This is a genomic window from Stenotrophomonas sp. ESTM1D_MKCIP4_1, assembly GCF_003086895.1.
Classification (GTDB): domain Bacteria; phylum Pseudomonadota; class Gammaproteobacteria; order Xanthomonadales; family Xanthomonadaceae; genus Stenotrophomonas.
Window position 1 is genome coordinate 1,276,731 of sequence record NZ_CP026004.1, and the last position, 25,208, is coordinate 1,301,938.

The 25,208-nt window shown below is 67.2% G+C and carries 24 protein-coding genes; 15 read left to right on the plus strand and 9 right to left on the minus strand.

Annotation, left to right across the window (positions count from 1 at the left end; all coding sequences use genetic code 11):
* The 10 genes from C1924_RS20535 to C1924_RS05985 form a co-directional block, all read left to right on the plus strand.
* Positions 1–530: transposase (locus tag C1924_RS20535; protein WP_254051218.1), on the plus strand; the 530-nt coding region annotated here is incomplete at its 5' end.
* Positions 531–646: 116 nt separating this feature from the next.
* On the plus strand, positions 647–1,717 hold the full coding sequence (locus C1924_RS05945; protein ID WP_108764461.1) for a nitronate monooxygenase: 1,071 nt from the start codon (positions 647–649) through the stop codon (positions 1,715–1,717).
* Entirely contained in the window at positions 1,714–2,526 is an 813-nt protein-coding gene (locus tag C1924_RS05950; protein ID WP_108764462.1) for an aminotransferase class IV family protein, read from the plus strand. Before C1924_RS05945 ends, C1924_RS05950 begins: the two co-directional genes overlap by 4 nt.
* Positions 2,527–2,691: 165 nt before the next feature.
* Positions 2,692–2,952 (plus strand): 30S ribosomal protein S16, encoded by a 261-nt coding sequence (gene rpsP / locus C1924_RS05955; RefSeq protein WP_004149033.1) that lies wholly within the window; start codon positions 2,692–2,694, stop codon positions 2,950–2,952.
* Between the two features lie 44 nt (positions 2,953–2,996).
* Positions 2,997–3,509: a ribosome maturation factor RimM gene (rimM, locus tag C1924_RS05960; RefSeq protein WP_108764463.1), complete on the plus strand. Its 513-nt coding sequence runs from the start codon at positions 2,997–2,999 to the stop codon at positions 3,507–3,509.
* Positions 3,510–3,517: 8 nt separating this feature from the next.
* On the plus strand, positions 3,518–4,276 hold the full coding sequence (gene trmD / locus C1924_RS05965) for a tRNA (guanosine(37)-N1)-methyltransferase TrmD (RefSeq protein WP_108764464.1): 759 nt from the start codon (positions 3,518–3,520) through the stop codon (positions 4,274–4,276).
* Positions 4,277–4,432: 156 nt separating this feature from the next.
* Positions 4,433–4,834, plus strand: a complete 402-nt coding sequence (rplS, locus tag C1924_RS05970; RefSeq protein ID WP_005415736.1) for a 50S ribosomal protein L19 — start codon at positions 4,433–4,435, stop codon at positions 4,832–4,834.
* Positions 4,835–4,916: 82 nt separating this feature from the next.
* Positions 4,917–5,297 carry a DUF6404 family protein gene (locus tag C1924_RS05975; RefSeq protein WP_108764465.1) on the plus strand — a complete coding sequence of 127 codons (381 nt, stop codon included), beginning with the start codon at positions 4,917–4,919 and terminating at the stop codon, positions 5,295–5,297.
* Between the two features lie 77 nt (positions 5,298–5,374).
* Positions 5,375–5,806, plus strand: a complete 432-nt coding sequence (locus C1924_RS05980; protein WP_108764466.1) for a DUF1801 domain-containing protein — start codon at positions 5,375–5,377, stop codon at positions 5,804–5,806.
* A gap of 33 nt (positions 5,807–5,839) precedes the next feature.
* Positions 5,840–6,247, plus strand: a complete 408-nt coding sequence (locus C1924_RS05985) for a DUF1801 domain-containing protein (protein WP_108764467.1) — start codon at positions 5,840–5,842, stop codon at positions 6,245–6,247.
* 68 nt (positions 6,248–6,315) lie between these two features.
* Here the strand turns inward: C1924_RS05985 and C1924_RS05990 are convergent, their stop codons facing one another.
* On the minus strand, positions 6,316–7,773 hold the full coding sequence (locus C1924_RS05990; RefSeq protein ID WP_108764468.1) for an MATE family efflux transporter: 1,458 nt from the start codon (positions 7,771–7,773) through the stop codon (positions 6,316–6,318).
* A 62-nt stretch (positions 7,774–7,835) separates the two neighbouring features.
* Between C1924_RS05990 and C1924_RS05995 the strand changes: the two genes are divergently transcribed.
* The 3 genes from C1924_RS05995 to C1924_RS06005 all read left to right on the plus strand — a co-directional run bounded on the left by C1924_RS05995 (position 7,836) and on the right by C1924_RS06005 (position 9,822).
* Positions 7,836–8,072: a hypothetical protein gene (locus C1924_RS05995; RefSeq protein ID WP_108766985.1), complete on the plus strand. Its 237-nt coding sequence runs from the start codon at positions 7,836–7,838 to the stop codon at positions 8,070–8,072.
* Between the two features lie 9 nt (positions 8,073–8,081).
* Positions 8,082–8,489, plus strand: a complete 408-nt coding sequence (locus C1924_RS06000) for an RNA-binding S4 domain-containing protein (protein ID WP_108764469.1) — start codon at positions 8,082–8,084, stop codon at positions 8,487–8,489.
* A 139-nt stretch (positions 8,490–8,628) separates the two neighbouring features.
* A complete protein-coding gene (locus C1924_RS06005) occupies positions 8,629–9,822 on the plus strand; it encodes a cellulase family glycosylhydrolase (protein ID WP_108764470.1) in 1,194 nt (397 codons plus the stop codon).
* Between the two features lie 123 nt (positions 9,823–9,945).
* On the opposite strand, the gene katG is transcribed toward C1924_RS06005, so the two are convergent.
* From katG to C1924_RS06035, 6 genes are all read right to left on the minus strand, one after another.
* On the minus strand, positions 9,946–12,186 hold the full coding sequence (katG, locus tag C1924_RS06010) for a catalase/peroxidase HPI (protein ID WP_108764471.1): 2,241 nt from the start codon (positions 12,184–12,186) through the stop codon (positions 9,946–9,948).
* 146 nt (positions 12,187–12,332) lie between these two features.
* On the minus strand, positions 12,333–12,944 hold the full coding sequence (locus C1924_RS06015; protein WP_108764472.1) for a DUF937 domain-containing protein: 612 nt from the start codon (positions 12,942–12,944) through the stop codon (positions 12,333–12,335).
* A gap of 111 nt (positions 12,945–13,055) precedes the next feature.
* On the minus strand, positions 13,056–15,647 hold the full coding sequence (gene mutS, locus C1924_RS06020; protein WP_108764473.1) for a DNA mismatch repair protein MutS: 2,592 nt from the start codon (positions 15,645–15,647) through the stop codon (positions 13,056–13,058).
* A 153-nt stretch (positions 15,648–15,800) separates the two neighbouring features.
* On the minus strand, positions 15,801–17,255 hold the full coding sequence (locus tag C1924_RS06025) for an efflux transporter outer membrane subunit (protein WP_108764474.1): 1,455 nt from the start codon (positions 17,253–17,255) through the stop codon (positions 15,801–15,803).
* A complete protein-coding gene (locus tag C1924_RS06030; protein WP_108764475.1) occupies positions 17,252–20,407 on the minus strand; it encodes an efflux RND transporter permease subunit in 3,156 nt (1,051 codons plus the stop codon). Before C1924_RS06030 ends, C1924_RS06025 begins: the two co-directional genes overlap by 4 nt.
* A gap of 3 nt (positions 20,408–20,410) precedes the next feature.
* On the minus strand, positions 20,411–21,598 hold the full coding sequence (locus tag C1924_RS06035) for an efflux RND transporter periplasmic adaptor subunit (protein ID WP_108764476.1): 1,188 nt from the start codon (positions 21,596–21,598) through the stop codon (positions 20,411–20,413).
* Between the two features lie 152 nt (positions 21,599–21,750).
* On the opposite strand from C1924_RS06035, the gene baeS reads away from it, so the two are divergent.
* Both baeS and C1924_RS06045 read left to right on the plus strand, forming a co-directional pair.
* Positions 21,751–23,133, plus strand: coding sequence for a sensor histidine kinase efflux regulator BaeS (baeS, locus tag C1924_RS06040; protein ID WP_108766986.1), 1,383 nt, complete (start codon positions 21,751–21,753; stop codon positions 23,131–23,133).
* Positions 23,130–23,822 (plus strand): response regulator, encoded by a 693-nt coding sequence (locus C1924_RS06045; RefSeq protein WP_108764477.1) that lies wholly within the window; start codon positions 23,130–23,132, stop codon positions 23,820–23,822. The genes baeS and C1924_RS06045 overlap by 4 nt, the downstream gene beginning before the upstream one ends.
* 84 nt (positions 23,823–23,906) lie before the next feature.
* Here C1924_RS06045 and C1924_RS06050 read toward each other — a convergent pair whose 3' ends face one another.
* Both C1924_RS06050 and C1924_RS06055 read right to left on the minus strand, forming a co-directional pair.
* Positions 23,907–24,698, minus strand: a complete 792-nt coding sequence (locus C1924_RS06050) for a hypothetical protein (protein WP_108764478.1) — start codon at positions 24,696–24,698, stop codon at positions 23,907–23,909.
* Between the two features lie 64 nt (positions 24,699–24,762).
* Entirely contained in the window at positions 24,763–25,131 is a 369-nt protein-coding gene (locus C1924_RS06055) for a hypothetical protein (RefSeq protein WP_108764479.1), read from the minus strand.
* Positions 25,132–25,208 lie beyond the last annotated feature (77 nt).

Sequence of the window (25,208 nt, forward strand, 5' to 3'; positions counted from 1 at the left end):
CCTTCGAGGTCACCAAGAGCGCCCCAGGCGAACTGGCAGATATCCTTCAGGCAATGGCCAGCACGCTGTCGGAACTGGAAAGCCAACTGCAGCAGTTGTGCCGAGATGGAGAGCACGAAGCGCTCTACAAGCGTCTGCTGACCATTCCGGGGATCGGTCCGGCCGTGGCGGCGCATCTGGTCTACTACATGACGCGCTGGCCGCTGGCCAACGCCAACGCATGGATCGCCTGCACCGGCTTGGACCCTCGGCCCAACGAATCCGGCGGCAGAACGGGGCGGCGTCGGCTGTCCAAACAAGGCGCGCCCGTACTGCGCCAGATGCTGTACATGGCGGTTATGGGTCTCAAGCGTTGCCGCGGCGGGCAGCCGCTTTACGACGATCTATCAGGGCGCGGACACCCCAGCACAGCCGTATTCAACATTCTGGCCAGAAAGCTGGCCAGGATTGCGTGGGGTGTATTCAAGAGCGGCAAGGATTTCGATCCAGCCCTGTTGAAGGTGGGCCAAGCCCGCTTCCAGCAGGCTTGACTGCGAGCATAGGATCTCGACTCTACGGAATGCAGGATCCAGTCGAGCAAGCTCGACTCTACCGCCCTCCTGCGCGCACCATGGAGGCCTGTCCGAAACGATAGGCTTCCACGCAGATGTCTGCTGTCACTTCCCGCGCCGAGGCGTTCTGCCAGCGCTTTGGCATTTCCGTTCCGATCCTGCTGGCCCCCATGGCTGGCGCCTGCCCGGTGCCACTCTCTGCGGCGCTGGTTAATGCCGGCAGCATGGGCGCGATGGGGGCGGTGTTGTCCTCGGCAGCCGATATCGGTGTGTGGATGGATGCCTTCCGTGCCGCCTCCGCAGGCCCCGCACAGGTGAACCTGTGGCTGCCCGATCCGGCGCCTGCCCGTGATGTCACTGCCGAAGCGGACAGCCGTGCCTTCCTCGCGCAGTGGGGGCCGGAGGTGCCTGCCAGTGCCGCCGATGCCACGCCTGCCGATTTCGACGAACAGTTCGCCGCCCTGCTGGCCGCGCGTCCGGCCGTGGCGTCGACCATCATGGGCGTGCTTTCCCCGCGCCACGTGCAGCAGTTGAAAGACGCCGGCATTGCCTGGATTGCCTGTGCGACCACGCTGGCCGAAGCGCGTGCCGCGCAGGATGCGGGCGCCGATGCGGTGGTGGCGCAGGGGGCCGAAGCCGGTGGCCATCGCGGTGCGTTTGATCCGCGCCTGGCCGAGCGCCAACTGGTGGGCCTGTTCGCGCTGCTGCCACGGCTGGCCGACCACCTGCAGATTCCGGTGATCGCTGCCGGTGGCATCGCCGATGGTCGTGGCATCGCGGCCGCACTTACCCTGGGCGCCAGTGCGGTGCAGATCGGCACCGCGTTCCTGCGCACGCCGGAAGCAGCGATCGCCTCGGCCTGGGCCGACGGGCTGGCTGCCAGTGAGCCCGAAGACACCTGGCCGACCCGCGCTTTCAGCGGCCGTCTGGGCCGTGGCCTGGCCACACCCTACGTGCGCGCCGCTGCCGCAGACGGTGCCCCCGCGCCGCGCCCGTACCCGGTGCAGCGCGGCCTGACCGCGCCCATGCGCAAGCAGGCATCCCAGGAAAACCGCCTGGCCGCGATGCAGGCCTGGGCCGGGCAGTCGGCGTGGATGGCGCCCGCACAGCCCGCTGCCGAGGTGCTGCACGGCATGTGGCAACAGGCGCAGGCCCTGCTGCGATGACCGTGTTCTGCAATGGCCAGCCGGCGCAGCTGGAGGATGTGCTGCCGGCGCTGGTCAACTACGGTCACTTCACCTCGATGCAGGTGCGTGGACACGCAGTGCAGGGGGTGGACCTGCATCTGGCGCGGTTGTCGCAGGCCACGCGTGAACTGTTCGGCAGCGAGCTCGACGTCGCGCAGGTGCAGGACTGGATGGCGCAGGCGCTGCTGCAGGCGGGGCAGGGCGATGCGTCGCTGCGGGTGACGGTGTACTCGCGTAAGTTCGATTTCCGCCATCCGCTGGCGACGGTGCCGGTGGATGTGCTGGTGGCAGTTTCCGCGCCGGTGGCGCTGGTTGCGCCGAAGCGGGTGCGCAGCGTGGTCTGGCAGCGCGAACTGCCGCACCTCAAGCATGTGGGTACGTTTGGCCTGTTTGCCGAGCGCCGTGCCGCGCTTGCCGCAGGCGTTGACGATGCCCTGTTCGTATCCGCCGAAGGCGCGATCAGCGAGGGCACTACCTGGAATCTGGCCGTGCACGATGGTGAACGGCTGCTCTGGCCGCAGGCGCCAGCCCTGCGCGGTACGGCCGAGGCCCTGCTGCAGCAGCACTGGCCCGGCACGCAGGTGACCCAGCCGCTGCGGCTGGCCGACCTGGCCCGGATGAAGGCGGCCTTTGCCTGCAATGCCAGCGGCGTGTGGGCGCTGGACGCCATCGACGGGCAGGCCCTGCCGGATTCTCAGGCCCTTGCTGAACAGGGCAGGGCGGTGCTGGCGGGGGTGGCTTGGGACGATCTGGGGTCAGAACCCTTTTGCGCCGCAAAAGGGATCTGACCCCGGCAATCCGGCCGCAGCGGGGTCTTGGGGTCGGATCCCTTTTGCCGGGGCAAAAGGGCTCTGCCCCCTGAAACGGCTCCTGGGGTTGGCTCGGCCGCACTCTGCCGCTATAATCGCCCGCTTACCTCGCCATCCTGGCGACTGGGCAATAGGAAAAACACCATGGTCAAGATTCGACTGACCCGCGGCGGCGCCAAGAAGCGTCCGTTCTACCACATCATCGTGACCGACGTGCGCAGCGCGCGCGACGGCCGCAACATCGAGCGCGTTGGTTTCTACAACCCGGTCGCCCAGGGCGGCGAGAAGCGCATCGAGCTGGACCTGGCCCGCGTTGACCATTGGGTCAAGAACGGCGCCCAGCCGACCGAAAAGGTCCGCAACCTGATCAAGGAAGCGGCCAAGTCCCAGGCCGCTGCGGCCTGAGTCTGAAGGGCCACGCTTCGGCGTGGCCCTCTTGGTTGACGCAGATGAAAGATATCGAGCGCCGCATCCTGCTGGGCAGGGTTGTCGGCGCTTTTGGTGTGCGCGGCGAAATCAAGCTCGAGTCCTGGACCGAGCCTCGTTCCGCCATTTTCCGTTACCAGCCGTGGATCGTGCGCAGCCCGTCCGGCGTGGAAACCACGATCGAAGGCGTGCGTGGCCGTGACAGCGGCAAGCACCTGGTCGCCCGGTTCCCCGGCGTCGATGACCGCGATGTCGTCGAAGCCATGCACGGCACCGAGATCTACGTGGCCCGCAGTGCGCTGCCGCCGCCGAAGCCCGATGAGTACTACTGGGTCGATCTGGAAGGCCTGGATGTGAAGACCACCGAGGGCGTTGCCCTGGGCCAGGTCTCGCACCTGTTCAGCACCGGCGCCAACGATGTGGTGGTGGTCCGCGGTGATCGCGAGCGGATGATCCCGTTCGTGCAGCCGGACTTCGTCAAGTCGGTCGACTTCGAGGCCAACCTGGTCGTGGTCGACTGGGATCCCGAGTTCTGAGTGTGAGCATGCGGTTCGACGTCATCACCCTGTTCCCCGAGTTCCTCGCCCAGTCCGCTGGGCTGGGCGTGGTCGGGCGCGCGCAGGAGAAGGGCCTTTTCAGCCTGCATGGCTGGAATCCCCGTGATTACGCCGAGGGCAACTACCGCCGGGTGGACGATCGTCCGTTCGGTGGCGGCCCGGGCATGGTGATGCTGATCGAGCCGCTGCAGGCCTGCCTGCAGGCGATCCGTGATGCCGATCCGAACCCGGCGCGGGTGATCTACCTCAGCCCGCAGGGCGCGCCGCTCACCCAGGCCAAAGTGCGTGAACTGGCGGCGCTGCCGCGCATGGTCCTGCTCTGTGGCCGCTACGAAGGCATCGACGAGCGGTTCCTGGAGGCGAACGTCGACGAGGAGATTTCCCTCGGCGATTACGTGCTGTCCGGGGGCGAACTGGGCGCGGCGGTGATCATCGACGCCGTGGCCCGCCTGCAGGAAGGTGCCCTGAACGATGCCGAATCGGCGGCGCAGGACAGCTTCGAGGGTGAACTCGGCCTGCTGGACTGCCCGCATTACAGCCAGCCGGCCCAGCACCCGCTGGGTGACGTGCCGGACGTGCTGCGTTCGGGCAACCACGCGGCCATCGCTGCCTGGCGCCGCCAGCAGTCGCTGCTGCGTACCGCCGAGCGGCGCCCGGACCTGCTGGATGAACAGGCGCTGGGCAAGGCCGACCGCAAACTGCTGGACCAGGCCCGCCAGACCCGTGAAAAGAAGGCCAGCCCCTAGCGCAGGGCTGGTTTTATCGGCTATCATGGCCAATTCCCGCCAGCCCCGGTTGGCGCGCGCGCAGTACCCACAACAAACGTGCAGCACAGTTCCGTGACTGCATGAGCCTACGTTGTCGACACGACACACCCACCCGAACAAGAATCGGTGTAACCCATGAGCAAGCTGAACAAGTCCATCGTCGCGGAATTTGAATCCGCCCAGATCACCCGCGAACTGCCGAAGTTCAGCCAGGGCGACACCGTTGTCGTCAACGTGAAGGTGAAGGAAGGCAGCCGCGAGCGCGTGCAGGCCTACGAAGGCGTTGTGATCGCCACCAAGAATGCCGGCCTGAACTCCTCGTTCACCGTCCGCAAGATCTCGCACGGCTACGGCGTCGAGCGCGTTTTCCAGACCCACAGCGCCATCATCGACTCGGTCGAAGTGAAGCGTCGTGGTAAGGTCCGCGCCGGCAAGCTGTACTACCTGCGTGGCCTGGAAGGCAAGGCTGCCCGCATCAAGGAAGACCTGGCTGCCGCTGCTGCCGCCAAGGCTGCCCGTCTGGCCGACAAGGCCTGATAAACAACTTCGGTTGTTGCCGCGACGGCCACCTTCGGGTGGCCGTTTGCGTTTGGGGTTCCGGATCGTCCACGATCGGGGCATGAATCCGATCGACACGCGATACCCGGCCCGCATCCAGGCGGCGCTGCGCTACCTGGACCAACAGCGCCTGCCCCGTGCGCAGGCGGCCCCGCTGCTGCATCGCACGTTGTGGCGTCTGGGCATTGCACTGCCGCCGCCGATCATGGCGGGCTTCGGCACCAATGCGCTGATGCAGGGCCTGCTGTTTGGCCTGTTCTGGACCGGCCTGATGTGGGTGGTGCTGTGGCAGGGCAGTGATCGCCCCTGGCCGCTGCTGCTGGCGGCAGGGTTGCTGGCCGGCGCCCTGTTCGGGCTGGTGATGGCCGCGCTGATGCTGTCGCTGCGCAACAGCCGCAAGCTGCTGGAATGGAACCGGTTCGTGGCGACGCTGGCGGACTGAGCCCATGGCGCACTGCGCCGTGACCAGCCGATGCAGGCCGCGCTAGGCTGCGGGCTTGTCCCCACCAACCCCGCGCGATGTCCGCCACGCACTCCGCCCCCGCTGCGCCGAAGCTGTTGTCTGGCGGCAACCCGCAGATCGCCAAGGGTGATGGCGACGGCCCGGTCCAGGCCTATATCGCGGCGATGCCCGGCTGGAAGCGCGCGTTCGGCGAGCAGCTGGACGCCCTGATCAGCGAGGCCGTGCCCGGCGTGCACAAGGCGGTGCGCTGGAACTCACCCATGTATGGCGTTGCTGAAGGGCAGGGCTGGTTCCTCAGCTTTCACTGCTGCACCCGCTACATCAAGGTAGCGCTGTTCCACGGCACGCTGCCGCAGCCGCAGCCGCCCGAGCCTTCGCGGCAGGCCACCACGCGGTATCTGCACCTTCATGAAGACAGCGTGCTGGACAGGGCGCAACTGGTGGACTGGCTGCGCCAGGCCCGTGCCCTTCCCGGCGCGCGCATGTAGTTCCCTTTCCCGCCGTACCGTGCGAGTGCTGACATGCCGAGAAAAGCTGCGGTAACCATCGAAGAAGCACGGCCTGCCTCTGAACTGATCGACGCGCGCATCGCTGAACTCGGCGACTGGCGCGGGCAGACGCTGGCGCGTGTGCGCGCATTGATCCACGAGGCACTGCCGGATGTGGAGGAAACCTGGAAGTGGCGTGGCACGCCGGTGTGGGAGCACAACGGCATTCTCTGCACGGGGGAAAGCTACAAACAGGCGGTGAAGCTGACCTTCGCCCACGGCGCGGCACTGCCGGATCCAAAGAGGCTGTTCAACGCCAGCCTGGAAGGCAACACGCGTCGCGCCATCGACATCCATGAAGGGACGATGCCCGATGCAACGGCGTTCAAAGCCTTGATGCGTGCGGCAGCCAGGCACAACGCAGAAAAGAAGAAACGGTAGTGCCGGCCGCTGGCCGGCATCCGTCTCGGGCGCGCATGGATCATGAGGTTGCCGGCCAGCGGCCGGCACTACCGGGTCGCGGCATCCGGGTCGGCCACCGGTGACGGCGGGCACGCTGGAATTTCCGACGGCGTTGCCAGTTCTTCGGCATGGGCCGGCGTGGCGATCATCTTCGCCTTGCGCCAGCCGCCCCAGCGGTAATACGCCAGCGACAACAGCATCGACACCAGCGAACCGGCCGGGAAGCTCCACCAGATGGCATCGGCCCCCCAGTACGGCTGCAGGAACTCGGCGAAGGGTACGCGTACGCCCCACAGCGAGGCCGCCAGGATCAGCAGTGGCGGAATGACCGCGCCGGTCGAGCGCACCACGCCGGAAATGACGAAGCTGACGCCGAAGAACAGGAACGAACCAATCACGATGTGGTTGAGATGGCGGGCGATCTGCAGCGATTCACTGCCCTGCGGCAGGAAAAGTGCCAGCGAGTACTGGTCCAGCAGCACCAGCGGCAGGATCAGCGCGCCGGTCAGCAGGAAGTTGAACAGCACGCCTTGCCGCGCGGTGCCGCGCACGCGGTCCCAGCGCTGGGCGCCGACGTTCTGTGCGGCCATCGACGAACACGCTGCGCCAATGGCCATGGCCGGCATCTGCACGTAGTTCCACAGCTGCAGCGAAGCGCCGTACGCGGCGCCGGTCGCCGTGCCGTACTGGTTGACCATGGTCATCAGCAGGATGACCGACAGCGAGATCAGCACCATCTGCAGGCCCATCGGCACGCCCTTCACCACCAGCGCGCGCAGGATGGTGAAGTCGAGCTTGAACAGGTGCATGTCGGCGCGGCCCAGCCACAGCGTATGCCGCTTGTGCCGCATGTACAGCAGCAGGCCGGTGAGCGAGAGCGTCTGCGAGACCAGGGTTGCCCAGGCCGAGCCGGCGATGCCCAGTTCCGGGAACGGGCCCAGGCCGAAGATGAGTACCGGGTTCAGTGCGATATCCAGCAGGACCGACACCAGCAGGAAGCGGAATGGCGTGCGCGAATCACCGGCACCGCGCAGGGCGGCGCTGAGGAAGGCGAACGCGTACAGCGTGGGCATGGCCAGGAAGATGATGCGCAGGTAGGCCTCGGCCAGCGGCAGCGAGGCGGCCGGGGTGCCCATGGCGGCCAGCAGCGGGTGGGCCAGGAACCAGCCGGCGACGGCGATGATCACCGACAGGCCGATGAAGAAGGAGGCACTGGTACCGACCACGCGCCGCGCCTGGGCGATGTCGCGTGCGCCGATGGCCTGGCCGATCAGGATGGTCGAGGCCATGCCGAAGCCGAACACCGAGCCGATCAGGAAGAACATGATGTTGTTGGCGTTGGCCGTGGCGGTCAGCGCCGCCTCGCCGAGGAAGCGCCCGACCCAGACCGCATTCACCGAGCCGTTCAGGGACTGGGCGATGTTGCCGGCCAGGATCGGCAGCGCGAACAGCAGCAGGTTGCGGCCAATGGGGCCGGAGGTCAGGTCAAGCGGCGCTTTGGCCATGGGCTGGTGATCGATTCCCGGGAGGCGCACACTAGCATCAAGCCGGTTTGCGGGGTGTGGCAGTGCATCAGCAACAGCAGGTGGTGTGGGGCGTGGCGCTGGCCTTGATCGTGGCGATGCTGCCCGCATGTTCCATGGACGACCGTCTGGGCGATACCCAGATACGGCCGACCGACCGACCCGAATGCCTGGTGGGAAGCCAGCGCCAGGATCTGGCCTCTGGTGTGAAGCCGTTGATCGGCGGCACCGGCTGCCGGGTCGACCCGGATAACCCGCGTCCCTTGAACCGCCCGGAGTAGTGTCCGCAGATGCATGCGCTTTCCCCGCTGCCGCCCAGTGTCCGCCTGGATATCTGGTTGTGGGCGGCCCGTTTCTTCAAGACCCGAAGCCTGGCCAAGCAGGCCATCGAGACCGGCAAGGTGAGTGTTGCCGGGCAGCGCCCGAAATCCTCGCGCGCGGTGCGTGTGGGTGAGCAGCTGCAGGTGGACCGCGGCGAAGAGCATTTCGAGATCCAGGTGCTGGGCGTGAGCGACCAGCGCGGGCCGGCGCCCGTGGCGCAGCAGTTGTATGCCGAAAGCGAGGCGTCCAAGGCGCGCCGCGCCGAACTGCGTGCGCTGCGCATTGCCGCACGCGATGGATTCCAGCCGCCGGAGCATAAGCCGGACAAGCGCGCGCGTCGGTTGATCCGCGCGCTGGGTGATCTGGACGCGCTTTGAGGGTAGTCGGGCATGGCCCGGCGGAAAGCGTGCGAACCAACGGTTCGCACCTACCAGAGCGCGCGCAGACAGGCGCGTACTCAGGTGGCGTTCGGTTTGCGCCCTGCACGTTGGATCTTCCTTTTCATGGACGATCACCATGTACCTCTGCCGCAGCCTGCTGTGTCTGGCCCTCGCCACCGCCGCCCCGGCGTTCGCCGCCGACATCACCTTCTGGGATACGCAGCAGCGCGGTGGCAACAGCTTCAACGAGAACCCGCCCGACCGTGCTTATTTCCAGGCACTGCGGGCCACCGGCGCGACCTGGGTCCGCTTGAGCCCGGACAAGTGGAAAAGTGCCGGCGGCCGCGATTTCCTGATGGGTGATGCCGACCACTACCAGGGGCTGGTGCAGGCCGACGTGGCCACCCTGCGGCGTGCGCTGGATGACGCAGATGCCTCGGGCCTGAAGGTGGTGCTGGTACCGCTGTCGCTGCCGCTGCTGCGCTGGAAGCAGAAGAACCATGGCGTGGTCGACCAGCGTCTCTGGCAGTCGATGGACAACCACCTGCCGGCGCAGCGCTTCTGGCGCGACCTGGCGGCTGCATTGAAGGGCCACCCGGCGCTGGCTGCCTACAACCTCATCAACGAACCGGCGCCCGAGTACGGCACGACGCTGGCCGAGCATGCGTCGTATGGGGCAATGCAGCAGTGGTATGCCGGTGTGCAGGGCGGCCCACGTGATCTGCGCGTGCTGTACCGCGGGCTGATTGCCAGCGTGCGAGCGGTGGATGCGGACATCCCATTGATGCTGGATGCCGGCTGGTACGCCGCAGCCGATGCACTCACTTACTGGCCGGCGCCGCTGGACGACACGAAGCTGCTGTACAGCGTGCATATGTACGAGCCGTATGCCGCCACCAGTGCGCCCAACCTGAAGCGCGCGACGCCCTTCCGCTATCCCGCCACGGTGCCGTCCGGCGCGGGCAGCGAACGGTGGGACAAGTACCGTGTGCGCACCTACCTGCACCTGCCGATGGACTGGGCGAAGATCCAGGGCGTCGGCGCCAATCGAATCGTGATCGGCGAGTTCGGCTGCATGCGCCGCTGGCCGGATTGCGGTGCCTATCTGCGTGACGTGCTGACCGTGCTCGAGGAGGCGCGGGTGCACTGGGCGTTCTACGCCTTCCGCGAGGATGGCTGGGATGGCATGGATTACGAGCTGGGTGACAAGGCGCTGCCGGAGTCGTACTGGCAGGCGGTGGAGAAGGGCGAGGCGGTGCAGCTACCGCGGTCGATGCAGGCGCCGTTGTTTGCGCCGATCCTGCAGCGGCTGCAGGACGGCGCGCGTTGAAATCACCGCGGCTGTGCCGCGTGCCAACCAAGGTTGGCATCTACCGTGGGGCTGCTCTGGTAGTCGCCCACCTTGGTGGGCGATGTGTTGTATGCCAACCAAGGTTGGCACCTACAAAACACCTCAACCGTGCAGGTCGTAGCGGTCCAGTTCCATCACCCGCGTCCAGGCGGCGATGAAATCCTGCACGAACTTCTTCTCGCCATCGGCGCTGGCATACACCTCGGCCAGTGCCCGCAGCACGGCATTGGAACCGAACACCAGGTCGGCACGCGTGCCGGTCCAGCGTGCGCTGCCATCGCTACGGCCGCGGCCTTCGTAGCTTTCGCGGCCGGTGGCCTTCCACTGCGTGCCCATGTCCAGCAGGTTCACGAAGAAGTCGTTGCTGAGCGTGCCCGGGCGCGCGGTGAACACGCCGTGCTTGCCACCATCGGCATTGGCACCGAGCACGCGCAGGCCGCCTACCAGCGCGGTCATCTCCGGCGCGGTCAGGGTCAGCAGCTGTGCCTTGTCGATCAGCAGCGCCTCGCCCGGCACGCTGTAGGCGCCCTTGAGGTAGTTGCGGAAGCCATCGGCCGCCGGTTCCAGCACCGCGAACGATTCCACATCGGTCTCTTCCTGGCTGGCATCGGTACGGCCCGGGGTGAACGGCACGCTCACCTCATGGCCACCGGCCTTGGCCGCCTGTTCGACGCCCACGCCACCGGCCAGCACGATCAGATCGGCCAGCGACACCTGCTTGCTGCCGCCACCGTTGAAATCGGCCTGCACCTTTTCCAGAGCGGCCAGCACCTTGGCCAGCTGCTGCGGCTGGTTCACCGCCCAGTCCTTCTGCGGGGCCAGGCGGATGCGCGCGCCATTGGCACCACCGCGCTTGTCCGAGCCGCGGAAGGTCGAGGCCGATGCCCAGGCGGTGGACACCAGTTCGGCAACGCTCAGGCCGCTGGCGGCGATCTGCTGCTTCAGTGCAGCGATGTCCTTGGCGTCGATCAGCGGATGGGCGGCTTCCGGCAGCGGGTCCTGCCAGATGAACTGCTCGGCCGGAATTTCCGGACCCAGGTAGCGCGCGCGCGGGCCCATGTCGCGGTGGGTCAGCTTGAACCAGGCGCGGGCGAAGGCATCGGCGAAGGCCTGCGGGTTTTCCAGGAAGTTGCGCGAGATCTTTTCATACGCCGGATCCATGCGCAGCGACAGGTCGGTGGTCAGCATGGTGGGGCGATGCTTCTTCGACGGATCGTGTGCGTCGGGAATCACCGCGTCCGCGTTCTTGGCCACCCACTGGTGGGCACCGGCCGGGCTCTTGGTCAGTTCCCATTCGTTGCCGAACAGGATCTCGAAGAAGTCGTGGCTCCACTGTGCCGGGGTGCGGGTCCAAGTCACTTCCAGGCCGCTGGTGATGGTGTCGCCGCCCTTGCCGCTGCGGAAGCTGCTGGCCCAGCCCAGGCCCTGGTTTTCCAGGTCGGCCGCTTCCGGTTCCTTGCCGACGTTGTCCGCCGGGCCGGCACCATGGGTCTTGCCGAAGCTGTGGCCACCGGCGATCAGGGCGACGGTTTCCTCGTCGTCCATGGCCATGCGGGCGAAGGTATCGCGGATGTCATGCGCGGCCAGCACTGGGTCGGGGTTGCCGTCGGGGCCTTCCGGGTTCACGTAGATCAGGCCCATCTGCACGGCGGCCAGCGGGTTTTCCAGCTTGCGCGAATGCACCTCGCCGTCGGCGTCGTCATCGGACACCAGCACGCCGTGGTCTTCCTGCACGCCTTCGGAGCCATGTGCGTAGCGCACGTCGCCACCCAGCCAGGTGGTTTCGCGGCCCCAGTACACGTCCTGGTCCGGTTCCCAGGTATCCGGGCGGCCGCCGGCAAAGCCCAGCGTCTTGAAGCCCATCGATTCGAGGGCGACGTTGCCGGTCAGGATCAGCAGGTCGGACCACGAAATGGCCTGGCCGTACTTCTGCTTGATCGGCCACAGCAGGCGGCGCGCCTTGTCCAGGCTGACGTTGTCCGGCCAGCTGTTGAGCGGGGCGAAGCGCTGCTGGCCGCGACCGCCGCCGCCACGGCCATCGCCGATGCGGTAGGTGCCGGCGCTGTGCCAGGCCATGCGGATGAACAGGCCGCCGTAATGGCCGAAGTCGGCCGGCCACCAATCCTGCGAATCGGTCATCAGCGCCTTCAGGTCGGCCTTCAGGGCGGCATAGTCCAGGCCCTTGAAGGCCTTGGCGTAATCGAAGCCCGCATCGAGCGGATTGGAGCGGCTGGAGTGCTGGTTGAGCAGATCCACGCGCAACTGGTTCGGCCACCAGTCGCGGTTAGTCGTCGCGTCACCGACGACGGCGTGGTTGAACGGGCACTTGGCTTCGCTTTTCATGGGTGTCTACCTGTGGACTGGCGAAAGGTGGAATCGGGGGAGGCCTGACCACCATAGGCGGCGCCTACCGATGCGTAAATTTGATTGATTCAACCGATGCGATAGTGGCGACCTATCAGGTGCAGGGCTTGGACCGATGTGCGCGATCAACGCTTCAGCAGACCGGCGCCGAGTTTGAGCAGATCGCTGGCGCCGAACTGGCCGTCGCCGTCCTGGTCGAGCGCTCCGCCGAGCAGGCTGCCGAGGCCGCCACCGGCCTGCTGGGTTTCCTGGCCGAGGGCGGAGCTCAGTTCGCTGGCGTTGCCTTGCTGGGCAAAACGCTGGGCCAGGAACGACATGACGATGGGGGCGAGGATGGCCAGCAGCTTGCCGGTGGTGCCGCTGTCCAGACCGGTCTTCTGGCCGAGCAGCTGCGCGGCCTGCGGCTGCTGGCCGCCAAAAACGTGGCCGAGAATGCCGGCGCCGTCGGTCGCGCCGCTGCCACCGCCGCCCATCACCGCGCCCAGGATGCCGCCCAGATCGAAACCGCCGCCGGCGCTGCCGCCAAGGTGGTCGCGTTGCAGGGCATTGAGCAGGGATTGCGCGCCCTGCGGTTCGCTGGCGTTCTGGCCCATGGCGCCCAGCAGCAGGGGCAGGGCACTGCCCACGGCCTGGCTGGTCTGTGCGCTGTCCAGGCCAAGCTGCTGAGATACCTGCTGCAGGCCTTGCCCCTGCTGCAGTTGCTGGAAGAGGGACGCGGCGAGCGATTGCGTATTCATGGCGGTCTCCGTTCAGTGAAGGAAGGACCGCCCGAGCATAACGCTGTGTGCACTACGGGAATGCGAAAGCAGCCGAGCGTGGGCTCGGCTCTACCTGGCCCGCCGACGTCGTTACAACAACGTCTTCAACCGGTACAGCGCCTCCAACGCCTGCTTCGGCGTCAGCTCGTCAGGGTCGATCGCGGCCAGTGCTTCCTGCGCCTTGCTGGCCGGTGCGCTGAACAGGCCGAACTGCTGCGGTGCATCCAGCGCCTGCGGCGAAACCTCGGCGGCATGACTTTCGCCACCACGCTGTTCCAGCTCGGCCAGGCGACGACGGGCCTGGGCCACGGTCGCGCGCGGCAGGCCGGCCAGGGCCGCGACCTGCAGGCCGAAACTGCGGTTGGCCGGGCCATCCTTCACTGCGTGCATGAACACCAGCGCGTCGCCATGCTCGACCGCATCCAGGTGCACGTTTGCGATGCCGCTGCGGCCGCCTTCGTGCTGCTCGTCGGCCAGTGCGGTCAGCTCAAAGTAATGGGTGGCGAACAGGGTGTAGCAGTGGTTCTGGTAGGCCAGGTGGCGGGCAACTGCATCGGCCAGCGCCAGGCCATCGTAGGTGGACGTGCCGCGACCGATCTCGTCCATCAGCACCAGCGAGTGCGCGGTGGCGTGGTGCAGGATGTAGCTGGTCTCAGCCATTTCGACCATGAAGGTCGACTGCCCGCGCGCCAGGTCATCGCCAGCGCCGATGCGGGTGAGGATGCGGTCGATCGGGCCGATCAGCGCACGGCTGGCCGGCACGAAGCTGCCGATGTGGGCCAGCAGCACGATCAGCGCGTTCTGCCGCATGTAGGTCGATTTACCGCCCATGTTCGGGCCGGTGATGACCAGCATGCGACGGTCCGGATGCAGGTCCAGATCATTGGGCTCGAAGGGCTGTTCGCGCACGGCCTCGACCACCGGATGGCGGCCGCGTTCGATCTTCAGGCACGGCTCGGCCTGCAGCTCCGGGCGCGCCCAGTCCAGTGCCTGCGCGCGCTCGGCAAAGGCGGCCAGCACGTCCAGTTCGCTCAGCGCGGCGGCGCACTGCTTCAGCGGTTCCAGCTGGCCGCCAAGGGTGTCCAGCAGCTGCTCGTACAGGAACTTCTCGCGCGACAGCGACCGGTCGCGTGCTGACAGCACCTTGTCCTCGAAGGCTTTCAGTTCTTCGGTGATGTAGCGCTCGGCATTGGTCAGTGTCTGCCGGCGGGTGTAATGCACGGGCGCGCGGTCGGACTGGCCCTTGCTGATCTCGATGTAATAGCCGTGCACGCGGTTGTAGCCCACCTTGAGGGTGGCGATGCCGCTGCTCTCGCGCTCGCGCTGTTCCAGGTCGACCAGGAACTGGTCGGCGTGGGTCGACAGGCGGCGCAGCTCGTCCAGTTCGGCATCGAAGCCATCGGCCAGCACGCCGCCATCGCTCAGCTTCAGCGGTGGCATCTCGGCAATCGCACTGGCCAGCAGGTGTGCGCACTCGTCGTGCTCGCCCAGTGCGGCGTGCAGGGCCTGCAGGCGCGGCGAATCCAGCGGTGCCAGCACCTCGCGCACGGCCGGCAGCAGGCCCAGGCCATCGCGCAGCGTGGAAAAATCGCGCGGGCGCGCCGAACGCAACGCGACGCGGGTGAGGATGCGTTCCAGATCACCCAGGCGACGGAACTGCTCGCGGATGTCGGCATCGCTGCCGCGGTCGATCAGCGTTTCCACCGCGTGGTGGCGCTGCACCAGCACCTCACGCAGGCGCAGCGGACGGTGCAGCCAGCGGCGCAGCAGGCGGCCGCCCATCGGCGTCACCGTGCTGTCCAGCACGCCCAGCAGCGTGTTGCGGGTGTCGCCGTCCACGCGCGTATCCAGTTCCAGATGGCGGCGGGTGGCCGCGTTCATCGCGATTGCTTCGCCGGCCGTTTCCATTGCAATGGAGGTCAGATGCGGCAGGCGCTGCTTCTGGGTTTCTTCCACATAGCCGAGCAGGGCGCCCGCGGCAGCGGTGGCACGCGGCTTGTCGTCGATGCCGAAACCGCTCAGGTCATGCAGCTTGAAGAAGGCCAGCAGCTGGCGGCGGCCACTGTCCGCATCGAACAGCCACGGCGCACGGCGGCGCACACCACTGCGCTGGCGCAGGAAGTCGGGCCAGTTTTCTTCGTCGGGCACCAGCAGCTCGGCCGGCTCCAGCCGCGCCAGTTCCGCTTCCAGCGCGTCATCGGTCTCCACTTCATTGACCAGGAAGCGGCCACCGGCCAGGTCGGCCCAGGCCAGGCCGTAACCCTGCTTCGTGCGGGAAAGCGCCATCAGCAGGGTGTCGCGGCGCTCGTCCAGCAGCGCCTCGTCGGTGACCGTGCCGGGGGTGACGATGCGAACGACCTTGCGCTCGACCAGGCCCTTGGCCAGGGCGGGGTCGCCGATCTGTTCACAGATGGCCACCGATTCGCCCAACGCCACCAGCCGGGCCAGGTAGCCCTCGTAGGCATGCACCGGCACGCCGGCCATGGGGATGGGCGCGCCGCCGGAGCTGCCGCGCTGGGTGAGGGTGATGTCCAGCAGCCGCGCCGCCTTGCGGGCGTCGTCGTAGAACAGCTCGTAGAAGTCGCCCATGCGGAAGAACAGCAGCAGGTCCGGGTAGTCGGACTTGGCTGCGAAGAACTGCTTCATCAGCGGGGTGTGTTCGGCGGACTTGTCTTTGGACATGGGACTCGAAAATCGGGGCAGGCGCCCGCGCCGGGGCGGCGGCAGGCAGCTGCGGAAATGGAGTGGCTATGGTAACGGGTAGGGTGGGGCGCGCGGCACCCGCATGGGCGGCCGGATGGCTGGGCGCGCCCTCACAGCGGGCTCCGGCGCTGGCTATTCCCCCGTCGCCCACGTCCCTCCACTACCCGCCACCGCATCCGCCCCCCCGCCCAGCACCTTGTAAAGCGTCACCCGGTTGGTCGCCTCTGCCAACCGCAGGGTCACCAGATCCTGCTGGGCCGCGTCATCAGTGCGCTGTGCATCCAGCAGTTCCAGCCGGCTGTCGATGCCATTGCGGTAGCGCACTTCGGCCAGGTCACGGGCGCGGGTGGTGGCCTTCACGCGGGCCTGCTGCGCATCGCGCTGCTCATCCACGGTGGCACGCGTGGCCAGTGCATCGGCCACCTCGCTGAAGGCGCTCTGGATGGCCTTTTCGTACTGCGCCACGCTGACGTCCTTGCTGATCTTCGCCTGGTCCAGCGAGGCCTTCAGTGCGCCTGCGTGGAAAATCGGCAGGGAAATGCTCGGTGCGAAGCTCCATTGCTTCGTGCCACTGTCGAACAGGCTGGACAGCGCGTCGCTGCCGCTGCCGGTCGAGGCGGTCAGTGAGATGGTGGGGAAGAACGCGGCGCGCGCGGCACCGATATCGGCGTTGGCGGCCTTCAGCGTGTGCTCGGCGTACAGCACGTCCGGTCGCTGCAGCAGTACCGCAGAAGACAGCTCGGCCGGCAGCGGTGCCAGCGCCACCGCATCGGCATTCCGGGCGGTGGCGGAGGGCAGCAGGTCATCGCGCACCGACGTGCCCACCACCAGATCCAGCGCATTGCGCGCCTGCGCCAGCGAGGTGGTGTAGGCGGCCACGTCGGCACGGGCGCTTTCCACGCTGGCCTGCAGCGAGGCCAGGTCCACGCCGGACAGCAGGCCCTGTGCATGGCGGCGTTCGGTCAGCGCCAGGCTTTCGCGCTGGCTGGCCAGGGTCTGTTCGGCCAGCGCCAGCCGTTGCTGGTAGGCCCCCACGGTCAGCCAGTCGCCGGCCACCTCGGCCACCAGGCTCATGCGCGTGCTGCGCTGGGTCTGCTCGGTGGCCAGCCAGGTCTGCAGGGCCTCGTCCTTCAGGCTGCGGATGCGCCCGAACAGGTCCAGCTCCCAGCTGCTGAAGCCCACCTGCGCGGTGGCGCTGCGGCTGACCTCGCTGCCGGTGCCTGTGGTGTTGCTGCGCGCGGCGCTGTGGCTGGCCGTGGCATCCACGCTGGGCAACAGATCGGCGCGCTGGACGCGGTACTTGGCGCGCGCGGCTTCGATGTTGAGCATGGCCACGCGCAGGTCGCGGTTGTTGTCCAGCGCCAGCGCGATGACCTGCTGCAGCTGCGGGTCAACGAACACCGAGCGCCATTCCAGCCGCGCCACCGGCACTGCATCGTCGGCTACCGCCACACTGGGAGTGCTGCCGAAGCTTTCACGCACCGGGGCACCCGGGCGCTGGTAGGCCGGTGCCATGCTCACGCATCCACTCAATGCGGCGGCACAGGCCAATGCCAGTGCAGCGCTGTTGAAGATCGAACGGTTCATGCTTTCACCTCCGCATCGGCATCATCGTGGGGCTCGCCCTCGGCCGGGCGTGGCCTGGACGGGAACAGGGTGCGCACCACCACGTAGAACAGCGGTACGAAGAAGATGCCCAACGCGGTGGAGGCCAGGGTGCCGCCGAACACACCAGTGCCCAGCGAATGGCGGCCACCGGAGCCGGCACCGCTGCTGATCACCAGCGGCAGTACGCCCAGCATGAAGGCCAGCGAGGTCATCAGGATCGGCCGCAGGCGCAGTCGTGCCGCCTGCAGGGTGGCCTGCACCAGGCTCATGCCCTTGTCTTCCAGTTCCTTGGCGAACTCCACGATGAGGATGCCGTTCTTCGCGGCCAGTCCCACCGTGGCCAGCAGGCCCACCTGGAAGTACACATCGTTGGACAGGCCGCGCACGCTGGTGAACAGCAGCGCGCCGACGATGCCGATCGGCACGGCCAGCATCACCGAGAACGGAATAGACCAGCTTTCGTACAGCGCGGCCAGGCACAGGAACACGAACAGCAGCGATACCGCGTACAGCAGCGGTGCCTGCGCACCGGCCTGGCGTTCCTGGTAGGACAGGCCCGACCACGCTGCGCCGAACTGGCCGTCGAGCTGGCCGACCAGGGTTTCCATCTCGGCCATTGCTGTGCCCGAGCTCACGCCATCGGCGGCCTGGCCACTGATCGCCATCGATGCGGTGCCGTTGAAGCGGGTGAGCGCGGACGGCGCGTAGCTCCAGCCGCTGCTGGAGAACGCTCCGAAGGGCACCATCTGGTTGTTGCTGTTGCGCACCGACCAGCGTTCGATGTCCTGCGGCAGCATGCGCGCGGTGGCCTCGCCCTGCACATAAACCTTCTTGATGCGGCCGCGGTTGACGAAGTCGTTGACGTAGGTGCTGCCCAGTGCGGTGGACAGGGTGGCGTTGATATCGCTCTGCGCCAGATCCAGCGCACCGGCCTTGGCATCGTCTATCTTCACGTCGAACGTCGGTGCATCTTCCAGGTTGTCATAGCGCACCGACTGCACCACATCGCTTTTGGCGGCCAGTGCCAGCAGCTGCTCGCGGGCCTTCACCAGTGCATCGTGTCCGGCACCGCCCACGTCCTGCAGTTCCAGCGAGAAGCCCGCGCTCTGGCCCAGGCCAGGAATGCCGGACGGCGCCATGGCGAAGATCTGTGCATCGCGGAAGCGCTGGGCCATGGCCATCGTGATGCGCTGGCCGATGCTGTTGGCGTCGGCATCGCGCTCGTCCCAGTCCTTCAGCTTGACGAAGCCCATGCCCGAGTTCTGGCCGCTGCCGCCCATGCTGAAGCCGGCCACGGCCATCACCGTGTCCACTTCCGGCTGCTGTCGCACGTAGTCGGACATCTGCTCGATGACCTTCAACGTCTGCTGCTGGGTGGCGCCGGACGGCAGCTTCACCTGCACCATCAACATGCCCTGGTCCTCCTCGGGCAGGAACGAACTGGGCAGGGTGTAGAACAGCGCGCCCATCAAGGCCAGCACCAGCACGTAAGCGGCAATGCCGATGCGGCGGTGCTTCAGCACGCGGCCTACGCCGTGCTCGTAGCGTTCCGCATTGCGGTCGAAGAAGCGGTTGAAGCGGCCGAAGAAGCGCGCCAGCAGACCGGGCGATGAGGTGTGGCCGCCCTTGCCGATCGGCAGCAGGATGGTCGCGCACAGCGCCGGGGTGAGGGTCATCGCCACCAGCACCGACAGGATCATGGCGGAAGCAATCGTGACGGAGAACTGGCGGTAGATGGCGCCGGTGGAGCCGCCGAAGAACGCCATCGGCAGGAACACCGCGGTCAGCACCAGAGCGATGCCCACCAGCGCCCCGGTGATCTGTCCCATCGATGCGCGGGTCGCCGCGCGCGGCGACAGCCCTTGCTCGCTCATCAAGCGTTCGACGTTCTCCACCACCACGATGGCATCGTCCACCAGCAGGCCGATGGCCAGCACCATGGCGAACATCGACAGCGTGTTGATCGAGTAGCCCAGCAGCGACAGCACACCGAAGGTGCCCATCAGCACCACCGGCACGGCGATGGCGGGAATCAGCGTGACCCGCCAGTTCTGCAGGAACAGGTACATGATCGCCACCACCAGCACGATGGCCTCGATCAGGGTCTTGACCACTTCCTCGATGGAGATCTGCACGAACGGCGTGGTGCTGTAGGCCACGTGGTAGCCCAGCCCGGTGGGGAAGTAGGGCTGCAGTTCGGCCAGCTTGGCGTCCACCGCCTTGGACACGTCCAGCGCGTTGGCGCCGGAGGCCAGCTCGATGCCGAGGCCGGCGGCGGCCTTGCCGTTGAACTGGCTGACTGCGGAATAGCTTTCGCTGCCCAGGGTGACGGTGGCCACGTCGGACAGGCGCACGTCGGCGCCGTTGGCGCTGGACTTCACCACGATGGCCTGGAACTGCTCGACGGTCTTCAGCCGCGAGCGCGCGGTGACCGTGGCGCTCAGCGACTGACCTTCGACGGCAGGCAACGCGCCCAGCGAACCGGCGGTGACATCGCTGTTCTGTGCCTGGATGGCGGCGGTCACGTCCGAGGGCATCAGCGAATAGGTGCGCAGCTTCTCCGGGTCCAGCCAGATGCGCATGGCGTACTCGGAGCCCATCACCTGCACGTTGCCGACGCCGCTGACCCGGCTCAGCGGATCCTGCAGCGAAGACACCATGTAATCGGCAATGTCGGTGCCGTCCATGCTGCCGTCATCGGAGGTGAAGGCGAGCACCATGAACAGGTTGCCCGAGGATTTGCTGACCGTGACGCCGGTGCTCTGCACCGCATCGGGCAGCAGCGACTGCGCCTGCTGCAGCTTGTTCTGCACCTGCACCTGGGCGGTGTCCGGATCGGTACCCGAGGCGAAGGTGAGGGTAACGTTGGCGCTACCCGACGAGCTGCTGCTGGACGACATGTACATCAGGTTGTCCAGCCCGGTCATGTTCTGTTCGATGACCTGGGTGACCGAGTTCTCGGTGGTTTCCGCCGACGCACCGGTGTAGGTGGCGCGGATGGACACGCTGGGCGGGGCGATGTCCGGGTACTGTTCCACCGGCAGCGTATACACGGCCAGCATGCCGGCCAGGGTGATCACGATGGCGATCACCCAGGCGAAGATGGGGCGGTCGATGAAGAAGCGCGACATGGCTCAGTCCTTCGCCGCAGCGGTGCTGGCGGTGCCCGCGGCGGCTGGTGCAGCGACTGCCACCTTCACCGCCTGGCCTGCACCGACTTTGCTGCCGCCTTCGGTGATCAGCTGCTCGCCGGCCTTCAGGCCGCTGCTGACCACCCATTGATCGCCGCGCGCGGCGCTGGTCTGGATCACCCGCTCGACCACCTTGCCGTCGGTGCCGACCAGCTTCACCTGCGCCTCGCCCTTGGTGTTGCGGGTCACTGCGGTCTGCGGCACCAGGATCGCGTTGGGGTCCACCGCCATCGGCAGCACGGCGCGCACATAGGTGCCCGGCAGCAGCAGGCCTTCCGGGTTGGGCACGGTGGCGCGCAGGGTGACGTTGCCGGTGCCGGTATCAACGGCGGTGCCGACCACCTCCAGGCTGCCGGTGTGGGCATAGGTGCTGCCGTCCTCCAGCACGATGCGCACCTGCGCCTTGCCATCCACCGCCTGCAGCGCGCCGCTGTCCAGCTGCTTGCGCAGGGCCAGCAGCTGCGCGCTGGTCTGGCTGACATCCACGTGGATCGGGTCCAGCTGCTGGATGGTTGCCAGCGCGGTGTCCTGGCCGGCGCTGACCAGCGCGCCCGGCGTGTAGGTGGAGGTGCCGATGCGGCCGGAGATCGGTGCGGTGACCCGGGTGTAGTCCAGATTGATCTTCGCGGTCTGCAGCGCAGCACGTGCGGCCTCCACGGCGGCCTCGTTGGCGCGCAGCGTGGCCTGCGCATCGTCGGCATCCTGCCGGCTCACGGCATCGGCATCGACCAGGTTGCGGTAGCGCTCGGCCTTGGGCCGCGAAGACAGAACGGCCGCTTCGGCCTGCGCCAGCGTGCCCTTGGCGCTGTCATAGGCGGCCTGGTAGGTGCGCGGATCGATCTGGTACAGCAGCTGCCCGGCCTCGACCTGCGTGCCCTCGGTAAACGCCCGCGAGCGGATGATGCCGCCCACCTGCGGGCGGACATCGGACACCATCGCTGCCACGGTGCGCCCGGCCAGTGACTGTTCCACTGCCAGCGACTGGGTGGCCACGGGCGTGGTGACCACTTCAGCGGTGTGCTGCTGCGGTGCCTGTGCGGGTGAGCAGGCTGCCAGCGCCACGGCCAGCGCAGAGGCCGGCAGCAGCTGCCAGGGCAGGTGGAACGGACGACGGCGATCGAACACAGGCATCGGGCTAACCCACGGCTATTTCTGAGGCTTGCCATGGTCGGTGCGAAATTCGCAGCAATTTAGGAGATCGCCTGAACAAAGCCCTTTTCCCTTGCAATGGGCCGGGCCGATGCGGCTAAGTAGTGTCCACCGATGCCGATGCTGCTGTGCCGATGAAACTGGGTACGCCCGCCAAACTGTTCCTGCTCGTGCTGACCGCGTGCGCCGTGGTGCTGGCGGTGAACGGCGTCGTCGGTCGCTACCTGTTCGAGCGCGGGTTCCTGGGGTACCTGAACGAGCAGGGCGAATCGCGCATGCGCGAGGTGCTGCCGCAGGTGGAATCCGCCTACGACCGCGAAGGCAGCTGGGAATTCGTGCGCGGCCACAACGAGGTGTGGTTCGAGCTGATGCGGCCCACGTGGGTGCCGGTTGCGGGCAACCTGCGGGCGCCGCCGGTATCGGACCAGACCGGCGCGGTGCCGCGCTTTGCCCTGCTGGATCTGCAGGGGCAGTTCCTGGCCGGTAACCCGCAGGCCACGCTGGACGCCATCAAGCTGCCCGTTGCCCGACGCGACGGAGGGCAGGTGGCCTGGCTGGTGATGATCCCCTTCGAGAAGGCCATCGCTGCGGGCGACGTGCGCTTTTCCCGTGAGCAGTCGCGCGGGCGCTGGGTGAACGGCATTACCTCGGTGTTGATTGCCGCACTGCTGGCGTGGCTGCTGTCACGCGCGCTGCTGCGCCAGGTGGGCGGACTTACCGGTGCCATCCACCGCCTGGCTGCCGGTGATTTCAGTGCGCGTGCCGCACGCACCGGCAACGATGAACTGGGCCGGCTGGGGCAGGACATCAACCGCCTGGCCGACACGCTGGAAGACACCGAACGCAACCGGCGCAGTTACATGGCCGATATTTCGCACGAACTGCGCACGCCGCTGACCGTGATGCGTGCCCAGCTGGAAGCCATCCAGGATGGCATCCGGCCGATGACCCCGGAAACGCTGGCCACGCTGCAACGGCAGGTGCAGCAGCTGGGCAAGCTGATTGACGACCTGCACGATCTGGCGCTGACACAGGCCGGTGCGCTGGCGTACCGCTCCACGCCGCTGGACCTTGATGCGGTGCTGCAGCTTGCCGTGGACAGCATGCGTGTCCGCCTGGCCGATGCCGGCCTGCAACTGCGGGCGATGCCGGCGGCGCAGCCGTGCCCGGTGAACGGTGACGAGCGCCGCCTGCAGCAGCTGTTCGCCAACCTGCTGGAAAACAGCTTGCGCTACACCGACGCGGGCGGGCAGGTGGTGGTGGCCGTGCAGCGCGAGGGGGATACGGTGCGCGCCATCATTGAAGACAGTGCACCGGGCGTGGACGAGGACAAGCGCGGGCGCCTGTTTGAACGCTTCTACCGTGCCGAGGAATCGCGCAACCGCGCCAGCGGCGGCAGCGGCCTGGGCCTGGCGATCTGCCGCAACATTGCCCAGGCCCATGGTGGCACGCTGCATGCCGAAGCCTCTGCGCTGGGCGGCCTGCGCGTGGTGCTGACCCTGCCGGTGCGCGCATGAGTACCGGAGTGGGCAATGGCCAATGCATCCTGGTGGTGGAGGATGAGCCGGAACTGGCGCGCCTGGTGCAGGACTACCTGCATGCCAGCGGTTACCGCAGCGAATGGGTTGCCGATGGCGCCAACGTGATGGCCGCCTACGCGCGCGTACAGCCGGCGCTGGTGCTGCTGGATCTGATGCTGCCCAATCGTGATGGCATCGCCCTGTGCAGGGATCTGCGTGCGGTGGGCGAGGTGCCGGTCATCATGGTCACTGCGCGGGTGGAAGAGGTAGACCGCCTGCTGGGCCTGGAGGTGGGCGCCGATGATTACATCTGCAAGCCGTTCAGCCCGCGCGAGATGGTGGCGCGGGTCGGTGCCGTGCTGCGTCGTGCCGGTACGCGAGGTGCCGTGGCCGCCGGGCCGGCGCCCGGGCTGCAGCTGGACGAGCCCGGTGGCCGCGCGTCGCTGCATGGCCAGTGGCTGGACCTGACGCCCGTGGAGTTCCGCCTGCTGCGGACGCTGACGGCATCGCCGGGCCGCATCTGGTCGCGTGACCAGTTGATGGACCATCTGTATTCCGACCATCGCGTGGTGGCTGACCGCACCGTGGACAGCCATGTGAGGAATCTGCGGCGCAAGCTGATGGAGGGTGGCGGCAGTGACTGGATCAAGTCCATCTACAGCGTGGGCTTCCGCTGGGATGTGTAGGTCGACGGTCGGGCCTTCGCGCCAGTGGCAGTTTGACGGAGTGTGATTCCTGCAGGGCTCATGCAAGGGAAGGGCAGAGCCCGCTCACCGCTCCATCTGGTAACGGCCCATCACCCCACGCACCGCCTTCTCCAACCGCTGCCAATCCACCCGCATCACGCGCGCGTAGTGCATCTCCACGGCAATCCCTCGCTCCACATCCACCCAGGAATGGCGGCACATCGCCACACGGTCTCCGTTTGACCGCACCAGCACCCGCCGCTCCATCAGCAGCCCATCCGGCAGGTACTCGGAAGGGTCGCAGCTGATGAACGTCCTCAACTGTCCATCGCCAGCGCGGGCCACATACCAATCGGGCTCTACCTGGCGCATCTCGGCGGCCACGCGCGACCGGTCAACCGCGTATTGCGTCAGGCCCTGGCGCGGTGCCAGCGCCACGCGTTCCGCCAGGCTCTGTGCCGAACCGCTTCCAATGTGCTGCGCCAGATACTCCGCAGTTCGCGCCTGCCCCACATACCGGAACTCAACCGACACCTGCCGGTAGCCGTCCTCCGGCGTGCGGAACGGGTAATCACCCGGTGGCGGCGCGTCGAAGTCCGGCCACATCACCGTAAGCACCACCGCGCCATCGGCAAACGGGGCAATCTGGTTGTAGTAGAGATTGGCCGGGAACGCGAACCGGTAGGGGCCTACACTGGCTTCCACCGGCTCCACTGTGTACGTGCGGCCTTCCACCGTGCGAGGGCGGGTGTGGCCCTTCAATATGGGGCCGATGTCTTCATCCTTGCCCTTGAATGGCGCCCGCGTGCAGGCGGTGGCGGCCAACACGGCCACCATCGCCACGCGGGCGTACCGGTAAAGCGGTGCGCTGCTCATACCCAATATCCTTGCTGGACCGAGATGCTGTAGCGGGCCGAACGCCCGCGTTGGAATGCAGGGCTTACGGCTGCCCTTGCACCCGCTCGCCCGCCATCAGCGTCAGCGACAACACGGCCTGCAACAAGCCTTCCATATGCCGCTCGCCGAGGTACTCGTGCGGTGCGCCATTCTGCCGCGAGCGCTCGCAGGCCAACGCCATCTCCGCCACGGTACGTAGGCCGATGATCGCGCAATCGGCATCGGCCAACTGCAGGCGGCGGCCGGGACGGAGGTTGTGCTCCGGCCACGGTTGCCCATTGGAGGCCGCACCCGCGCTGATGCGCTTCAGTGTGGCGACAAACCCATTGGAATCAGGCGTGTGCTCATCATCGTGATCCGTGTTGGCCGGATCGTGCTGGATCTTCAAACCGGGGAGTTTCGTTGCGCTCATGGCAGTGCTCCGTGCAGGGAAACGACAGAGCCACCGATGAAGGTGGCGGACGGTGCGTGTCTCGAAAACCGGTGAAC

Excerpts from the sequence above, each read along its gene's own strand:
- C1924_RS05945 (WP_108764461.1), top strand. The coding sequence starts at position 647 with ATGTCTGCTGTCACTTCCCGCGCCGAGGCGTTCTGCCAGCGCTTTGGC.
- C1924_RS05950 (WP_108764462.1), top strand. The coding sequence starts at position 1,714 with ATGACCGTGTTCTGCAATGGCCAGCCGGCGCAGCTGGAGGATGTGCTG.
- rpsP (WP_004149033.1), top strand. The coding sequence starts at position 2,692 with ATGGTCAAGATTCGACTGACCCGCGGCGGCGCCAAGAAGCGTCCGTTC.
- rimM (WP_108764463.1), top strand. The coding sequence starts at position 2,997 with ATGAAAGATATCGAGCGCCGCATCCTGCTGGGCAGGGTTGTCGGCGCT.
- trmD (WP_108764464.1), top strand. The coding sequence starts at position 3,518 with ATGCGGTTCGACGTCATCACCCTGTTCCCCGAGTTCCTCGCCCAGTCC.
- rplS (WP_005415736.1), top strand. The coding sequence starts at position 4,433 with ATGAGCAAGCTGAACAAGTCCATCGTCGCGGAATTTGAATCCGCCCAG.
- C1924_RS05975 (WP_108764465.1), top strand. The coding sequence starts at position 4,917 with ATGAATCCGATCGACACGCGATACCCGGCCCGCATCCAGGCGGCGCTG.
- C1924_RS05980 (WP_108764466.1), top strand. The coding sequence starts at position 5,375 with ATGTCCGCCACGCACTCCGCCCCCGCTGCGCCGAAGCTGTTGTCTGGC.
- C1924_RS05985 (WP_108764467.1), top strand. The coding sequence starts at position 5,840 with ATGCCGAGAAAAGCTGCGGTAACCATCGAAGAAGCACGGCCTGCCTCT.
- C1924_RS05990 (WP_108764468.1), bottom strand. The coding sequence starts at position 7,773 with ATGGCCAAAGCGCCGCTTGACCTGACCTCCGGCCCCATTGGCCGCAAC.
- C1924_RS06000 (WP_108764469.1), top strand. The coding sequence starts at position 8,082 with ATGCATGCGCTTTCCCCGCTGCCGCCCAGTGTCCGCCTGGATATCTGG.
- C1924_RS06005 (WP_108764470.1), top strand. The coding sequence starts at position 8,629 with ATGTACCTCTGCCGCAGCCTGCTGTGTCTGGCCCTCGCCACCGCCGCC.
- katG (WP_108764471.1), bottom strand. The coding sequence starts at position 12,186 with ATGAAAAGCGAAGCCAAGTGCCCGTTCAACCACGCCGTCGTCGGTGAC.
- C1924_RS06015 (WP_108764472.1), bottom strand. The coding sequence starts at position 12,944 with ATGAATACGCAATCGCTCGCCGCGTCCCTCTTCCAGCAACTGCAGCAG.
- mutS (WP_108764473.1), bottom strand. The coding sequence starts at position 15,647 with ATGTCCAAAGACAAGTCCGCCGAACACACCCCGCTGATGAAGCAGTTC.
- C1924_RS06025 (WP_108764474.1), bottom strand. The coding sequence starts at position 17,255 with ATGAACCGTTCGATCTTCAACAGCGCTGCACTGGCATTGGCCTGTGCC.
- C1924_RS06030 (WP_108764475.1), bottom strand. The coding sequence starts at position 20,407 with ATGTCGCGCTTCTTCATCGACCGCCCCATCTTCGCCTGGGTGATCGCC.
- C1924_RS06035 (WP_108764476.1), bottom strand. The coding sequence starts at position 21,598 with ATGCCTGTGTTCGATCGCCGTCGTCCGTTCCACCTGCCCTGGCAGCTG.
- baeS (WP_108766986.1), top strand. The coding sequence starts at position 21,751 with ATGAAACTGGGTACGCCCGCCAAACTGTTCCTGCTCGTGCTGACCGCG.
- C1924_RS06045 (WP_108764477.1), top strand. The coding sequence starts at position 23,130 with ATGAGTACCGGAGTGGGCAATGGCCAATGCATCCTGGTGGTGGAGGAT.
- C1924_RS06050 (WP_108764478.1), bottom strand. The coding sequence starts at position 24,698 with ATGAGCAGCGCACCGCTTTACCGGTACGCCCGCGTGGCGATGGTGGCC.
- C1924_RS06055 (WP_108764479.1), bottom strand. The coding sequence starts at position 25,131 with ATGAGCGCAACGAAACTCCCCGGTTTGAAGATCCAGCACGATCCGGCC.